We start from the raw sequence: 15,784 nt of genomic DNA on the forward strand, positions 1-15,784 counted from the left end.
TTCGCTGGTACCGGGTTGTTGCCTTTTGTCGTGGCCGGTCGGTCTTGCGTGGCCGGCTGGTCGTGGTGGGTAGCTGGTTGTGGTGGCGGTCGGTTTTGCGTGGCCGGTTGGTCAGCTGGTTTTTGCTGGTCAGCGGGTCAGCGCAGGGACCATTGTTGGTTGGACTGGCCGGTGCACTTGACGACCAGGACCCGGGTGCCGGGGCGGCCGCCGCCGGACGGGTCGGTGAGGCAGCTGCTCCCGGCCGCGTTGACCAGCTCGCGGGCGCCGGTGGCCCGCCACTGGGCCGTGGTGCGACCGTCGCAGGTGGTCAGCCGGACGGTGTCATCGCCGACCAGCAGCGCACAGCGGCCCATCACGCGCAGGGTGCCGTCGTCGGCGAGGGTCCACACCTGCGCGACGGACTGGTTGCAGTCGAACACCTGGATGTTGTTGTCGTCGCTCGGGATCGCGCCGGGGACGTCCAGGCACAGACCGTTCCCGCTGACCAGGGTGCCGGTACCGGCCATCAGCGGCGACGGGGCCAGCGCGGCCGGCGTCGTCGGCGCGGTCGTCACCGCCGCGCTCGTGGGCGCGGACACCGGCACGCTCGCCTTGGCGGAAGCCGGCACGGTCGTCGGTTTGCTCGTGGCCGGCTTGTCGGCGTCCTGGCCGGACTCGCTGCCGGTCCCGGAATCAGCGCCGCGCCCGTCGTCCCCCGCCTCGACGGAGGGGGACGGTGAGACGACGGCCGGTCCGGTCACCGCGGGCAGCGAATGGTCGGGCAGATCCGCCGAGAGCGCGGGCTGGAAGTCCGGGCGCATCGCGGTGTACCCGGCAGCTCCCAGCACGATCACGACTGCGGCGGCGCCGGCCAGCAGCAACGGCCGCCGCCCACGCCGCGCCGATCGGGCGGCGACGTCCGTGCCGCCGGTGAAGATCGGCAGCACCTGGGTGGGCGAGTCCTCAGCGGCGGTGCCCGGCCAGGTGGCGTCCGAGGAGGCCTGCTCCTCGGTTTCGTCGTCCTGGACGACGAACGGGCGCACCAGCAACGGGTCCCGGTCGCTACCGAAATCCTCGCCGTTCACGGCCCTGCCACCCCCTGATCGACAATCGATGAACCAACTTACCGGCAGGCGCGGTTCCGCGCGGGGGCCGTTCGGTTGATGCTTCCGCGGCCCGGACCGAGCACCACTCCCGCTGATCGGCCGATGGACCGAGGCTGACCAGCCGATCCCTCCGGGTGGCTGGTCGGTTGTGGCGCCGGGACGGCCGCCCACATCCATTCCGATCTGTCGATTTCCTTACAGTCGCGCAGCCAGCTGTCCCTTCCTGGCGCCGCTTTGTCGGACCTTGCGTCGCTCGCCGCCCGCCGCCCGCCGCCCGCCGCCCGCCGCCCGCCGCCCGCCGCCCGCCGCCCGCCACCCGCCGCCCGCCGCGCGTCGTGCCGCGCGTCGCCCGCCGGTATTGCGCCGCCCGTCAGGCCGCAGGCCGCGCGTTGTCTGTCGGGTATTGCGTCGCCTGTCAGTTCTTGCGCTGGGTGTCGGGCCTCGGGGCGGCCAGGGGTGGGCTTGCGGACAGAGGGTGGGCTCGCGGTGAGGGGCGGCCTTGAGGTCAGGGGTGGGCTCGTGTCCGCGCCGCCGCCGGGCACTGTGGCCTGTGGCCTGTGGCTTCGGCCGGAGGTCTGGGCACCGCCCCGCTGCCGGCGGATTGCCGGCAGCGGGTGGATACGAGCCGGTCGGGTCAGCGTTTCCAGAACGGTTTGGCGGTGGGCTCGGGTGTGCCGCTGCCGAAATCGGTCAGGACCTGCACGGCGGTCGACCACTTCTCGTCGACGGTGGCGTCGCCGCCGAGGAACGTGAGCAGGTCGTGCAGCGGGCCGAACTCGTCCCCCGTCAGTGGCGTGAGCAGCACAGTGAGCCGGCTGACCAGGTCGTCGAGCAGGTCACGCCGCTCGTAGGCGGGCTGGTCCGCGGCGTCGCGCAACCGGCCGGCCTCGACCGTGGCCAAGGCGCGCACGTCGCCGATCGGCACACCGCCACTCGCCTGGTCCCGCGAGCGGGCCCGGGCGAAGCCGCGCACCGGGGCGGACCTGGCCATACCGCCGCGCGGCCGCTGCGCCGGGGAAGGACCCCCGAACATCGGGCCACCGGAGTCCGCCGCGTCGTCCGCCTCGGTCAGGCCGAGCCAGACACCGGCCTTCTTGGCGGAGACGCCGCTCCCGCCCGGTGCGGAAGAGGTGTCCGCGCTGACCGGGGCGTAGCTCGGGCCGCTGGGCGGCGGCCCGCTCGGCATGTAGCTCGGCCCGCTGGGCGCCGGACCGCCCGGTGCCGGCGCCGGGGGCGCGAACATCGGCGGGGGCGGCGGCATGGCGCCCGCCGGGTCGGGGAACGGCGAGGCGGCGGCCGAGGCGAGGAACATCCCGGCCGCGACCGGCGCCGGCGACTCCCAGCCGGACGGCATCTCGACCGGCTGGGTGACCCGCTGGACCTTTCCGCCCTGGTTCACCACCCGCTCGTCGACCGCCACGTACGCGGTGAACCGGCACAGCACCCCGAACCGCAGAGAGGTGTCCACCACCTGCTGCTCGAGCGAGTAGTCCCCGGCGGTGTACGCGTCCTCGAGATCCCGCAGCCGCGCCCGCGCCCACTGCTTGGTGATCGCCGGCTCGGCTCGCTGCTGCACCGCCACAGTGGTGCGGAACGCCTGATCGTCGCGGGTCGTCCCGGTCACCGTGACAGTGCCCGTCGCGGTGCCGGAATAGCGCCCGGTGACCACCAGCGGCACCCCGGGATAGAGCCCGGGCAGCCGCAGCGGAGTACGCGTCCCCTCGACCGGGGTGAACCCCTCACCGATCAGCGTCAGCCCGGTGACCAGGGGAGCGCCGATCCGCCGGTGGATGTGCTCCATCGCGGTGTCCAGCCGGTCCTCGCTCTCCACCAGCTCGGCCCGGCCGGCGCCGAGTGCGGCGAGCCGCCCGAGGAAGCCGGCGTTGACGGCGCGGTCGATGCCGATGGTGTGCAGCCGGGTGGAACCGATCAGCGGCGTGACGTCGTGGACGATCTGGTCCTCGTTGCCCACCTGCCCGTCGGTGACCAGCACCAGCACCCGGTCGCGCCCGGTGCTGTCGGCGAGCAGACCGAGCCCGGTGGTCAGCGGGGCGAGCAGGTCGGTGCCGCCCCGGGCGTCGGCCCGGGCCAGGTGCTCGACCGCGCGGTACCGGTTGCGGTCGGTGGCCTCGCTCAGCCCGGCGGCCAGCCCCTCCGGCTGCTCCACGTAGTGGTCGAAGGTCAGCACCGCGAACCGGTCGGCCGTGGTCAGCGTGTCGATGACCCGCGCCGCGGCCCGCCGGGCCGCCACCATCTTCCAGCCGCCCATGCTGCCGGAGCGGTCCAGCAGCAGCACCACGTCCTTCGGGCGGGGCGTTGCCTCGCCGGCGGGCGGCAGGACGACCACCTGGTAGGTGCCCTCGTCGCCCTCGTCGTCGGGCACCGCCACCGCGGTCTGGCCGCCGGGCGCGTACGCCAGGCGCAGCACGAAGTCGCGGTCGGCGCGCTCGCCAGGAGCGATCCGCAGCGTCCCGTCCTGCTCGGAGACGGTGTGCAGGCTGGACCGGACCTCGCCGAGCTCCAGCCCGGCCGGGTCCACGGTCACGCCGATCGAGAGCCGCAACGGGTTGGGGAAGCCGGGCAGCAGCACCGGTGGGGAGATGCGGGAGGCGTCCGGCACGGCGTCGGTGTCCGTGGCCTGGCCCTCGCCGGAGTACGGACCCGGCAGCGCTCCGCCGGGGATGTAACGCGGGGCCACGACCAGCGGGAACCGGAACGTGGCGGCGTCGTCCTCGAACGGCATCGGGCCGACCAGCCGCAGCCGCACCACGATCCGCTCGCCGGGCAGGATGTTGCCGGCCCGCATGGTGAACACGTCGGGCCGCTCCTCCTCGGCGATCGACGCCCGCTGGCCGGCCGCGATGGCCTGGTCGTACTGCTCGCGGGCGGCGCCGCGCTCGCGCAGCTCAGCGGTGACGGTGCGGTCGTCGGCGGTCATCGTCATGCCGACGACGGCGGCCCGGTCGGGCAGCGGGAACACATACGTCGCCTCGAGCGCGGCGTCGTGCGTGTTGACGAACTCGGCGGTCACCTCGGTGCGCGCCACCAGGCCGCTGATCGCGGCCTGCACGTCGAGCCGGTCCAGCGGGAGGTTGCCCCGCTCGGTGCGCATGGTGCCGAGGCCGGACTCCGGGACGTCCCGGACCCGGTCGAGCTCGCCCCGGCTCATCGGATTGACGTAGATGATCACGAATCTCTCCTATCGCTGAGCCCACGGGACGCGAGCAGGTCGAGCAGTGGCCGGGCCGCGAGGGCTAGCTCGGCACGGTCGGTGTGGTCGAGGTGCAGGGCGCTGGGCACCAGCAGGATCACGCCGGCGCCCAGCGGCACGCCGGTGAGCAGTCCGTCCAGCGCGGGGGCGGGCCACCCGCCCGGCGGGTCGGCCGCAGGTGGGGGCACCTCCGGCGTACCGAAAGGGGTTCCGAGGGAAAACCCGCCGGGAACCGCCCGCGGTGACCGCTCGCGAGGTCCGGCCCGGCCGGTGTGAGCCGGCCGCCCAGGCTCCGGGAAGGCCCAGTCGGCGCCGAGATCGGCCGGCCCCGCAGGAGGCTCCGCAAACGAGCCGGGACCCGCTTCGGAGGAAGCGGGCGGCCCAGAGGCGGCAGGCGGTCCGGAGGCACCAGGCGGTCCGGAGGTGGCAGGTGGCCCGGAGGCATCAGGCGGTCCGGAAGAAACAGGTGATTCGGAGGTTGTGGATGGTCCGGAAGAAACAGGTGGTCCGGAGGCCGCAGGCGCCGCGGAAGGGACCGCGGGCGGCGACCCCGGCGGGGAAGCAGGCGCCGCGGGGACGGCGGCCCCGATCGGCCCCGGTGACGGCGCCGGAGAAGCGGGCGCGGCCTTCCAGAACGGCTGCCGGGCGACCGCGAGCGGCGGCAGCGGATCGGCGCTCAGCAAATCGGCCGGCACCCGGGCGGCCGCGGTGAGCGTCTCCTCCGACGCGCCGGCCAGCTCGGCCTGGATCTCGGCGAGAGTGCGCCCGGCCGCCTGGAGTCGCTTGATCGCGACGAGTTGCAGCAGGTGGCGCGGACCGTAGAGCGCGTTGCGGCCGCGCATCCCGAGCGGCCGGTCGACCAGGCCGATCGTCGAATACCACCGGATCGAGCGGCGGTCCGGCAGGTCTCGGACACGGCCGTTGGGGGCACCGGAATATTCCGCGGTGAGCGCGGCGCGCACCCGGTCGATCAGCTCCTCCATCGTCCACATGCCAAGAATCATGACACTGTCATCGTGACAGTGTCAACGTTTCATGGCAGGATGGCAGCATGCTTGAGCGGTTGAAGCTGGTGAGCCTGTCGCACGTCAACGACCCTGCGCTGATCAGCGTCTATCCCGGTGATCCACCCTTCGCGCTGGAGACGGTGGCCACCCTGGAGAAACACGGCTATTACCTGCGGGCGGTGCGCGGCGGCGAGCACACCGGCACGCACTGGGGCGCGCCGGGTCACTTCAGCGCGGGCGGGCTGCTCGCCGACGAGCTGGAGCCGGCCGACCTGTTCCGCCCGGCGGTCCGGGTCGACGTGCGGGCCGCCTGCGCCGCCGACCCGGGGCACGCGGTGACCGTCGCCGAGCTGCAGGCCTGGGAGGAGCAGCACGGCCGGATCCCGGACGAGTCCGTGGTGATCATCTGGACCGGCTGGGCCGAGCTGTTCGGCTCGGAGGCGTTCGGCCGGCATCCCGGCTTCGCTCCGGAGGCGGTGCGCTGGCTGGTGGAGACCGGGCGGCTGGGGGAGCGGGGCGGCACCGGCACCGACGCGTTCAGTCCGGATGTCAGCACCGACACCGAGTTCACCGTGTCCAAGCTGGTCTATCAACGCCGCCGGATCAGCCTGGAGGTGCTGGCCCATCTCGCAGAGCTGCCCGCCACCGGAGCCTGGGTCCTGTGTGGCGGGCAGATCAATCGAGCCGGTTCCGGTTCTCCGGCACTCATCTACGGCGTGCTGCCCCCAGCGACATGATCACGTGCATCGGCCCCGATCCCGGCACCGGGCCGCGCGACGGCATCAGGCCGCGCGACGGCACCGGCACCGGGCCGTGCGACGCCGCCGGAGCGAGGCCGCGCCGCGGAAGCCGGGGAGCTGGATCGGTGCCGCGCCATGGAAGTCACGGAGGCGGAGCGAGGCCGTGCCGCGGACGTGGCGGCGGGCTGATCGCCCCCGCCCGGCTGCACCACGCCGTCGACGGTGAGGGTGTAGGGGGCGTACTGGGTGACCGTCCCGCTCGGGTCGTCCTGGGTCACGATCGCCACCACCTTGGCGAAGCCGCGCAGCCGGTCCACCTGCTCGATCGGCACGACCGCGGCCCGTCCCCGGCTCAGCCCGACCAGCCGCACGTGCCACGCGTTCACCGGCACCGGGTGCCACTGGGTGGGCGACTTCCAGCCGTCCAGCGAGGTGCTCACCACCGAGGTCTTGCCGAGCGTGATCTGGCCGATGTGCCAGCCGCCCTGGTTGACCGCGGCGTCACTGACGTAACGGAAGCCCAGCAGGATTTTCTGTCCGGCGTAGGCCTTCAGGTCGTAGCTGACCGTCACGTCGGCGGCCAGCCCGGTGAGGCCGGCGCCGAGCGGGCCCTTGACCGTGCTGTCCCCGGCCACCACCTGGTATGTCTTGCCCCCGTCGGTGGAGACCGTGACGTAGCCGAAGTCGAAGTCCTTCTCCAGGCCGTAGGTGGTCTTGATCCGCAGCACCGGGTCGTCGACCGGCACCTCGGCCTGCCGCGCCGCGGTCTCGTCGGTGTCCGGGGCATCGCCGGAGAAGAGCAGCTCGGAGTCGATCTTCCAGGTGAGCGGGGTCGGCGGCAGGGTGGCCGCGCCGCGGAAGGTCACCGTCCGGATCAGACCCTGCGGCAGGCGGATGTAATCGGCGCCGTTCGGCGCCGCCCCGGGCCGGTCGTAGGACGCCTTGTTCTCCAGGTTGACCGTGGAGCGCAGGCTGGCCGCGGTGACCCGCTCCCGGGGCACCCCGAGGATCCGGCCGCCGGGCCCGCCGACCTCCTTGTCGACCAGGGTCATCACCTGGAAGTCGTGCAGCACGTCGGTGAGCTCGACCCCCTTCGGCAGCGCCGCCTGCACCGCGGCCAGCGCCTGGTGCTCCTTGTCCCGGTGCAGCGTGGAGAGCAGCTTCGCGCCGAACCGGTCCCGCAGGTAGACCATCAGCTGATAGGTGATGCCGTAATCGGCGAGCACCTCGTTGGGGTCGCCCTCGTCCCACAGGTTCAGCGAGTTCTGCGGGCCGCCACACTCGCGCGGGTTCGCGTTGTAGGTCGTCTTCACGTTGCCGAAGCCCTGGTAGCAGGCGAGGTGACTGTCGTAACCGGGGTGGTGCACGCCGATCCGGGCGTCCACATAGCCGACCAGGGTCTGTGCATAATCGGACAGCCCCTCGTTGAGCCAGTCCGCCTCGCGCGGGTCGGAGTAGTACTCCAGCAGGTGCTGCCACTCGTGGGCGAAGGTGCCCTCGTACATCCGGGGCCGGGCCGGGCGGCTGGTGCACAGGTCGTCGGTCGGCTCGTTCTTCGGGTTCTTGCCGAGCCGGTGCTGCCAGTCGTAGGCGTCGATGGTCATCACGTTGCGGTCGAACAGCTCGTTGAGCTGCGCGGAGAAGAACCCCGCGATGTAGGTCGGCCGCTCCGGGAAGTGGTAATAGTTGTCGTCGCGGACGTTGTCGACAAGGGTGACCGTCTTGTCGCCGTCGCCGGTGAAATCGCCGGCCATGCCCGGGTCGGCACCCGACCGGTTCGGCGGTGTGCTGAAGGCCGCCGTCTCCTTCGGGTAGATGTCGTTGTCGAACTGGCCGACCAGATCGGCCACCTGCGCGTCGGTCACCTCGGCGGCGTTCTTGCGGCAGTCGGCCGCCGGGAAGGCGATGTCCTTGGCGACCCAGACCTCGATGTGCTTGCCGACCGCCCGCAGCGTGTAGTCCTTGCGGTACAGGTCACCGTCGGTGTCGTCCAGCCCCACCCAGCTGCGCACGGTGCCGACCGCCGGCGTTGCCGCGGGCGAGGGCGCCCGGCGGGCGGTGGGTTGCGGCCGATAGCGCGCCGCCGGCAGCGCTTTCCCACCGAGATTCAGATGGGTACGGGTGAGCTCCCGGCCGTCCCGCTCCGGCAGCGTCCCGGCCTGCCCGCGTACGGGGGCGTGCGGCCGCTGCTGCGCCTCGGCTGGGCTGGTGAGGAGCGGGGTCATGGCCACGATTGCCGCGAGACTGGCAAAACCGGTGCGTTTCACGAAGCGGACGTTACCTGCCTAATCGTGCGTATGGCATCAACACGCGCATTCGATCATGAACCATCCCGCCACCCTCGTTCCGGCAGGTCAGCGAGGGGTGTGGACCGCCCTCCAGGATGGCACCCCGGCGGTCCCGGCGACCCGAAATCGGCCCCACGCCGCGCCGGGCTCACCCCCGCTCGGGGTGACGGCCCGGCACGGCGCCGGTCAGGTCACCTCCCGGCGCAGGACCCGGACGGTCCCGGCGACCAGCGGCACGAGCACCCAGACCGCGGCGGCCACGGCCAGCCGGGCGTACTCGTTGCCGGTCATGTCGGCTTCGGACAGCGGGGCGGTCGTCACGTTCAGATCCAGCCAGCCGGCCGCCGTGTGCAGCCCCTTGATCATCTCGCCGAGGATCGTCCAGACCATCGGCAGCGCGAAGTACAGCACGATCGCCAGCGGGGTGCTCAGCAGCAGCGCGCCGAACCCGATCCCCATCAGCACGAAGATCACCTGCAGCAACAGGCCCTGCCAGAGCAGCGACGCGTCGAGGTGCCAGGCGCCGTCGCCGCCCAGGGCCCGGCCGAGCACGTTCGCGACGGCGCTGAGCGCGGCGGTGGCCACGGTCGCCGCCACCGCGATCAGCACCCCGGCGGTCACCTTGGCGATCAGCACCCGCCCCCGGGTGGGCACCAGGGTGAACGTGGACAGTGCGGTGCGTTGCGACCACTCGCTGGTCACCGACAGCACGCCCAGCACCGGCAGCAGCACGGCGGAGGGCAGCAGGCCGAAGGCGAAGAAGCCCTCGAAGGTCATCTCCTGGTCGGCGGACCAGCCCAGGATGATCGCCGAGGTGCCCGCGGTGGCCAGGCCGATCACCACCAGCAGCCAGAACCCGGCCCGGGTGTCGGCCAGCTTGCGCAGCTCCACCAGGGTCAGCCGGGCCATCGGCAGGCGACCGGTGGCGATCGTGGCCGGGGCGGCCGGTGTGGTCGTGGCCGGTTCTGTGGTGGTCGTCATCGGGTCACCTCGGTCGGGTCGGTGGTGCCGGTCAGGCGCAGGAACATCTCCTCGAGGCCGCCGACGCCGGCCGGGCGCACCTCCAGCAGCACCACCCCGGTCGCGGCCGCGGCCCGGGCGATCGGCGCCGGCTCGGACTGCACCAGGACGGTCCCGTCCGCGGAGCGGGAACCGGTCAGGTCCAGGCGCCGCAGCAGGGCGTCGAAGGCCGCCGGGTCCTCCGGCCGGACCACCGTGCCGCCTGCGCCGAGCAGCACGTCCTTGTCGCCCTGGGTGAGGATCCGGCCTCCGCCGATCATGACCAGGCGGTCGGCGACCGCCTCCACCTCGCGCAGCAGGTGCGAGGAGAGCAGCACGGTGCCGCCCCGGTCGGCGAACTCGCGCAGCAGCCCCCGCATCCAGAAGATCCCCTCCGGGTCGAGCCCGTTGGCCGGCTCGTCGAGGATCAGCACGGCCGGGTCGCCGAGCATCGCGTAGGCCAGCCCGAGCCGCTGGCGCATGCCCAGCGAGTACGCCCGCACCCGGCGCTTCCCGGCGGTGGCGTTCAACCCGACCCGGGCCAGCCGCTCCGGCACCCGGGCGGTGTCCAGCCCCATCGTCATGGCGGCCAGGGCCAGGGTCTCCCGGCCGGTACGCCCGGCGTGCTGCGCGGACGCGTCGAGCAGCACGCCGACGTGCCGTCCCGGGTTGCCGAGCCGGCGGTAGGGCACGCCGGACACGGTGGCGGAGCCCGAGGTGGGCGGGGTCAGCCCGCAGATCATCCGCATGGTGGTGGACTTGCCGGCGCCGTTCGGACCGAGGAAGCCGGTGACCGTGCCGGGCTCGCAGGTGAACGACACGTCGTCGACGGCGCGCTGGGCGCCGTACCGCTTGGTGAGGTTCTCGACCGTAATCATGGGCTCAGCCTGCGGGCCGGACGGTCGCCGTCGCTGCGGCCGAGGGTCGATGCCCGGGAACCTTGGTCTAGCTTCCGGTTACGACTTTGGTCGGTATCGGCCGGGGTCCACCCGCTCGTAGAGTCGGGCGGGTGAGAGGTGTCGAGTTCAGCTGGTTGTTGCCGGCCGTGGTGTCCGCCGAGCCGGGCACACCGGCGCGCCGGTCCACCCGTGACTGGGTGGTCGACAGTCTCTGCTTCGTGATCGGGTTCGGGTTCACCGTGTGGGCCACTGCCGACCTGCTCTGCCCGAATCCGACCCTGGTGCAGGAGTGGCACCCGTCGCCGGACTGGGTGATCGTGACCGACGCGGTGGTCAGCGGCATCGCCGGGATCGCCCTGTGGTGGCGGCGCCGTTTCCTGACCCCGCTGGCGATCCTCACGCTGGTGCTCTCCGCGTTCAGCGTGGCCGGCGCGCTCACCATGTTCATCGTCCTGCTCACGGTGGCCGTGCACCGCCGTTTCGCGGTGCTGGCCGGTTATGCCGGTCTCGCCGTCCTGACCAATATGATCTTCGCCGGGGCCCGGCCGGACAAGGAATCCAGCTTCTGGGAGAGCGTCTTCTGGGGCGTGGCGATCGTGCTGATCATCGCGCTCTGGGGGATGGTGGTCCGGGCCCGCCGTGAGCTGCTCCTCTCCTGGCGCGACCGGGCCGCCCGGGCCGAGTCGGAGCAGCAGTTGCGGGTCGAGCAGGCCCGTACGCTGGAACGCACCCGGATCGCCCGGGAGATGCACGACGTCCTGGCGCACCGGATCTCGCTGCTCAGCCTGCACGCCGGGGCACTGGAGTTCCGGCCGGACGCGCCACCGGAGGAGATCGCCGGAGCGGCGGCGGTGGTCCGGGCCAGCGCACATCAGGCGTTGCAGGATCTGCGGGCGGTGATCGGGGTGCTCCGAGCCGGGCAGTCCGAGGCCGAGCCCGGGCCGGAGCGGCCGCAGCCCACGCTGAGCGCGCTGCCGGCCCTGGTCGAGGAGGCCCGGGCGGCGGGTGACCGGGTGTCGTTCGACGTGACCGTCGATCCGGGCGCGGTGCCGGCCGGGGTCGGCCGGGCGGCGTACCGGATGGTGCAGGAGGGTCTGACGAACGCCCGCAAGCACGCCACCGGCGCGGTGGTGCGGATGACGGTCGCGGGCCGGCCCGGCGAGGGTCTGACCCTGGAGATCGTCAACCCGTTGCCGGTCAGCGCGCCCGCCCGGCCGATCCCGGGCGCCGGCACGGGCCTGGTCGGCCTCAACGAGCGTGCCTCGCTGGCCGGCGGCCGGCTGACCTACGGCCCCCGCGACGGCGCCTTCCACCTCGAAGCCTGGCTCCCCTGGGAAGCCGCACCAGCCGCCGAGAGGGAGCCAGACGTGGCGGGTGAAGAGCCGCTCGCCGGGGAAGGTACGCCAGGCCCGCTGGTGGCCGCGGTGGAAACCCCGTGACCCCGGTCCGGGTGCTGATCGTCGATGACGACGCGCTGGTCCGGGCCGGGCTGCGGATGATCCTCAGCGGTGCGGACGACGTCCGGGTGGTGGGGGAGGCGTCCGACGGCGGTGAGGTGCCGGCCGCGGTCGCCGAGCACCGGCCCGACGTCGTGCTGATGGACATCCGGATGCCCGGGATCGACGGCCTGGCCGCCACCGAGACCCTGCGCCGCCGGCCGGGCGCGCCCGAGGTGCTGGTCCTGACCACGTTCGACGCGGACGAGTACGTGCTGCGCGCGCTGCGGGCCGGCGCCGCCGGATTCCTGCTCAAGGACACCGAGCCGGCCCGGATCCGGGACGCGGTGCTGCGCGTGGCGTCCGGCGAGGCGACGCTGTCACCGAGCGTGACCCGGCAGCTGATCACGCACGTCACCACCGCGCCGGCCCAGGACCGCGGGCACTCCGAGCGGCGGCTGGATCAGCTGAGCACGCGGGAGCTCGACGTGGCGCTCGCGGTGGCGCAGGGCCGGACGAACGCGGAGATCGCGACACAGCTGTTCATGTCGGTCGCCACCGTGAAAGCGCACGTCTCCCGGGTGCTGACCAAGCTCGACCTGAACAACCGGGTGCAGATCGCCCTGCTGGTCCACGACGCGGGCCTCGCCTGAGCCGGGAGAGCTACTCGAAGAGGCTGTGCCCCCGGCCGCCCTCGGCCCGATCCCGCGCCCGGCGCCGCATCTGGATCACCACGATGTCGATCAGGGCGACCACCGCCCAGGCCGCCAGCAGCCACCCGGGCACGGTCCAGCCGGTGCGGAACAGCACGATCGACAGCACGGTGCAGACCAGCAGGCCGAACGCGGCCAGGATCAGCCGGAGGTTGAGCGGGCTGTACGGCTCGTCGACGGTTCCGCGACGGCCACGGGGCTGCGGGCCGATGGGCATAGGCACGAATCTACCCGTGTCGGGCAGCAGCGGAAACCAACCGCCCCAAGATCGGGTAACTTCGATATCTTCGGCGTCTTGGCACTGATCCGCTGTGGACAGGAGGCGCCGTGGCTGAGACGGGGCTTACCGATCAGAAAACCCGCAAACTAGGCACCTGGTCGGTGTTCGTCATAGCGGTTTCCGCCATGACGCCACTCACCGTCGTCGCCGGTGCGCTTCCCCTCGGGTACGGGGAGGTCAAAGAGAAAGGAATCCCGGTCGCCTACGTGCTGGTGGCCGCGGTTCTGGCGATCTTCACGGTCGGGCTGACCGCGATGGCCCGGCACGTCCCGAACAGCGGCGCCTTCTACGCGTACGCGGCCAAAGGCCTGACCCGCCCGGCCGGCGTCGGCACCGCCTTCATCGCGCTGCTCGCCTACAACGCCATGCAGATCGGCCTGTACGGCGCGTTCGGTGTGGCCGCGCACAACGCCGCGGCGATCTTCGGGCTGAAGATGTCCTGGATCGTCTGGGCACTGCTGGGCTGGGCGCTGGTCGGCGTGCTCGGCCTGCGGCAGATCGACTTCAACGCCCGCATCCTGACCGTCCTGGTCTGTGCCGAGGTGCTGATCGTGCTCACCCTCGACGCGGTGATGGTCGGTCACCCGGCCGGCGGCACGGTCACCTTCGACACCGTCAACCCGGCGCTGATCGCCAGCGCCGGCGGGGTGTCGCTGCTGGTCGGCGCGGTCGCCGGGATGGTCGGGTTCGAGGCGCCGCTGGTGTACGCGGCCGAGGCCCGGGACCCGCGGCGCACGGTGGCCCGCGCGATCTTCATGACGCTGGGCGTCGCCGCGATCCTCTACGGCGGCTCCGCCTGGGCGATGTCCGTGGTGGCCGGACCGGACCGGATCATCGAGGTCGCCGCCCAGTACCTCAACGACCTGTTCTTCGTGCTCCCCGACCCGTTCCTGCCGTCGGCGATCACCGACCTGGCCCGGGTCTTCTTCGCCACCAGCCTGTTCGCGGCGCTGCTGGCCTTCCACCACACGGTCGCGCGGTACGCGCACACCGTGGCCCGCGAGGGCGTGCTGCCGCTGCGGCTGGCCCGCACCCGCGACGGCGTGCCGGTCGCCGCGTCGGTGGCCCAGTCCGGGCTGGCCCTCGTGGTGCTGCTGGTGTTCGCGGCGCTGGTGCTGAACCCGACCACCGACCTGTTCTTCTTCGGTACGGTCTCCGGCGGTCTCGGTGTGCTCGCGCTGATGACGATCGCGTCGATCGCGGTGGTCCGGTACTTCCGGTCCGACGCGCACGGCGAGACGCGGTGGCGCCGGGCGGTCGCGCCGTGGATCGCCACGGTCTTCCTGGTCCTGATGCTGCTGCTGTCGGTGGCGTTCTTCGGCGACCTGCTGGACTCCGACAATCCGGTCAAGGTGTGGCTGCCGCCGGTGGCGTTCCTCGCCGTCTACCTGGCCGGCGTCTGGTGGGGCCGCCGGCTGCGCCGGGACGCGCCCGAGGTGTTCGCCGCGATCGGCACGGGCCTGCCGCCCGGAACGGACGGGCCGGACATCCCGGCACAGCGGGCCACGTCCGAGGAGGTCGTCGAGGAAGCGGAAAACGGTCACCGAGAGTGAATGGGGTGCGGCGGCCTGCGAGCCGCCGTACCACCGTCGCGGCGAGGCGGAAATGTCCGTCGATATGGGCCACCCGGCTGCCGGACCCGTAGATCACCAACCGTATGATCTTCACGTTCACGCGTCCCACGCCGCTGAACATCCGGCAGCCGTCGCGAAACCCAAGAAGTTTTACGGCGGTGAGTCGGCTGATCCGCCGGCGCTCCCGGCATCCGAACCCACTGGTCGGGCTCCGGCGGATCCGCAAACTTCCGGCCCATTCTGCAGGTCGGCACCCTGGGCGGCGGCAAAAGCACGCCGCCCAGGACGGTAATTCCCGTCACACAAGGTGAGTGAACCCGGCCCGCGGCGAGGCACGCGAGGCGAGCGAACCCGGCCCGCGGCAAGGCACGCGAGGCACGCTAGGCACGCGAGGCCAGGGTCACCCCAGGGAAGCGGCGTACTGATCCGCCTCCCGCAACACCCGCAGCACGTTCCCATGAGCCAGCTTCCGCAGCTCGGACTCCGACCATCCCCGCCCCGCCAGCTCGGCGAGGAGATTCGGGTACCCCGCCACATCCGGAAGATCCACCGGTACGGCCGGAGTCCCGTCGAAGTCCCCGCCCAGCCCGACGTGATCGATCCCGGCCACCGCCCGTGCGTGCTCGACGTGGCCGGCCACGTCGGCCACGGTCGCCGCCGGTTCGGGGTTCGCCGCGAGCCAGGCCTGGAACGCCGGTTCGGCCCGCTCGTCGACCACCCGGGCGACCGGCGGCTCGGCCTCCCCGGCGCGCGGGCCCCGCGGCCAGTCGTCGTCGATCGCCGGCAGCCCGAGCCGCTGCCACTCCGCGTCGGCCGCCCGGCGCCAGGTCAGCGCGGCCGCCGAGACGAAGTACGCGACGAACGGCAACTGCACCACCCCGCCGTTGCCGGGGAGCCGCTCCAGCACGTCGTCGGGGACGTTGCGCGGGTGGTCGGTGATCGCGCGGGCCCCCGAGTGGCTGAAGATCACCGGCGCGGCCGCCTCGTCCAGCGCCGCGTGCATGGTCGCGGTGGCGACGTGGGACAGGTCGACGAGCACGCCGATGCGCTGCATCTCCCGTACCAAAGCATGTCCTTCGGCCGTGAGCCCGCCGATCTCCGGCGGCGAAGCAGCGGAGTCGGCCCACGCGGTGTGGTTGTTGTGGGTGAGCGTGACGTAGCGGACGCCGAGCCGCGCGAACGACCTCAGCACGCCGGGTGATCGCGCCAGGCAGTGGCCGCCCTCGATGCCGATCAGCGACGCGATCCGGCCCGCCGCCACGATCCGTTCCACGTCGTCGGCGGTACGGGCCGCCTCGAGCGTGTCCGGGTACGCCGCGATCAGCCGGTACACGATGTCGATCTGCTCGAGCGTGTGCGTCACCGCCTCCGGCTCGGGCAGGTCGGACGGCACGAAGACGGACCAGAACTGCGCACCCACCCGGCCGGTGCGCAGGCGCGGCAGATCGGTGTGCAGTTCCGGACGCGCCCGGTCGAGCCCGTCGACGCTCGATCCGTGCGCCTCGCGCAACCGCATGGCCATGTCATTGTGCCCGTCGAAGATCCACAT

At 72.6% G+C, this 15,784-nt stretch carries 12 protein-coding genes; 4 read left to right on the forward strand and 8 right to left on the reverse strand.

The annotated features are described in order from the left end of the window. Positions 1-137: 137 nt before the first annotated feature. The 3 genes from Apa02nite_RS24340 to Apa02nite_RS51175 form a co-directional block, all read right to left on the reverse strand. Positions 138-1,067 (reverse strand): ricin-type beta-trefoil lectin domain protein, encoded by a 930-nt coding sequence (locus Apa02nite_RS24340; protein WP_203827036.1) that lies wholly within the window; start codon positions 1,065-1,067, stop codon positions 138-140. Positions 1,068-1,722: 655 nt separating this feature from the next. After that, the gene (locus tag Apa02nite_RS24345) at positions 1,723-4,278 is read right to left on the reverse strand and encodes a VIT domain-containing protein (RefSeq protein WP_203827037.1); all 2,556 of its coding nucleotides are present in this window, start codon (positions 4,276-4,278) and stop codon (positions 1,723-1,725) included. Next, entirely contained in the window at positions 4,275-5,291 is a 1,017-nt protein-coding gene (locus Apa02nite_RS51175) for a helix-turn-helix domain-containing protein (protein WP_239164534.1), read from the reverse strand. The genes Apa02nite_RS24345 and Apa02nite_RS51175 overlap by 4 nt, the downstream gene beginning before the upstream one ends. 59 nt (positions 5,292-5,350) lie before the next feature. Here Apa02nite_RS51175 and Apa02nite_RS24355 point away from each other — a divergent pair, with 59 nt between their 5' ends. Then, positions 5,351-6,043, forward strand: a complete 693-nt coding sequence (locus tag Apa02nite_RS24355; RefSeq protein WP_203827038.1) for a cyclase family protein — start codon at positions 5,351-5,353, stop codon at positions 6,041-6,043. Here Apa02nite_RS24355 and Apa02nite_RS24360 read toward each other — a convergent pair. From Apa02nite_RS24360 to Apa02nite_RS24370, 3 genes are all read right to left on the reverse strand, one after another. Further along, positions 6,016-8,271 carry a M6 family metallopeptidase gene (locus tag Apa02nite_RS24360; RefSeq protein ID WP_203827039.1) on the reverse strand — a complete coding sequence of 752 codons (2,256 nt, stop codon included), beginning with the start codon at positions 8,269-8,271 and terminating at the stop codon, positions 6,016-6,018. The genes Apa02nite_RS24355 and Apa02nite_RS24360 overlap by 28 nt on opposite strands. A 249-nt stretch (positions 8,272-8,520) precedes the next feature. Next, the gene (locus tag Apa02nite_RS24365) at positions 8,521-9,315 is read right to left on the reverse strand and encodes an ABC transporter permease (protein ID WP_203827040.1); all 795 of its coding nucleotides are present in this window, start codon (positions 9,313-9,315) and stop codon (positions 8,521-8,523) included. Next, positions 9,312-10,211, reverse strand: a complete 900-nt coding sequence (locus tag Apa02nite_RS24370; protein ID WP_203827041.1) for an ABC transporter ATP-binding protein — start codon at positions 10,209-10,211, stop codon at positions 9,312-9,314. The genes Apa02nite_RS24365 and Apa02nite_RS24370 overlap by 4 nt, the downstream gene beginning before the upstream one ends. Before the next feature lie 131 nt (positions 10,212-10,342). Here Apa02nite_RS24370 and Apa02nite_RS24375 point away from each other — a divergent pair, with 131 nt between their 5' ends. Further along, positions 10,343-11,671 carry a sensor histidine kinase gene (locus tag Apa02nite_RS24375; RefSeq protein WP_203827042.1) on the forward strand — a complete coding sequence of 443 codons (1,329 nt, stop codon included), beginning with the start codon at positions 10,343-10,345 and terminating at the stop codon, positions 11,669-11,671. Beyond that, positions 11,668-12,321 (forward strand): response regulator, encoded by a 654-nt coding sequence (locus Apa02nite_RS24380; protein WP_239164535.1) that lies wholly within the window; start codon positions 11,668-11,670, stop codon positions 12,319-12,321. The genes Apa02nite_RS24375 and Apa02nite_RS24380 overlap by 4 nt, the downstream gene beginning before the upstream one ends. 10 nt (positions 12,322-12,331) lie before the next feature. On the opposite strand, the gene Apa02nite_RS24385 is transcribed toward Apa02nite_RS24380, so the two are convergent. Continuing rightward, entirely contained in the window at positions 12,332-12,598 is a 267-nt protein-coding gene (locus Apa02nite_RS24385) for a hypothetical protein (RefSeq protein WP_067704028.1), read from the reverse strand. A gap of 188 nt (positions 12,599-12,786) precedes the next feature. Between Apa02nite_RS24385 and Apa02nite_RS24390 the strand changes: the two genes are divergently transcribed. Beyond that, positions 12,787-14,214, forward strand: coding sequence for an APC family permease (locus tag Apa02nite_RS24390; RefSeq protein WP_239164536.1), 1,428 nt, complete (start codon positions 12,787-12,789; stop codon positions 14,212-14,214). Between the two features lie 421 nt (positions 14,215-14,635). Here the strand turns inward: Apa02nite_RS24390 and Apa02nite_RS24395 are convergent, their stop codons facing one another. Further along, positions 14,636-15,784, reverse strand: coding sequence for a dipeptidase (locus Apa02nite_RS24395; protein ID WP_203827043.1), 1,149 nt, complete (start codon positions 15,782-15,784; stop codon positions 14,636-14,638).

The sequence above is a fragment of the Actinoplanes palleronii genome, from assembly GCF_016862315.1.
Classification (GTDB): Bacteria; Actinomycetota; Actinomycetes; order Mycobacteriales; family Micromonosporaceae; genus Actinoplanes; species Actinoplanes palleronii.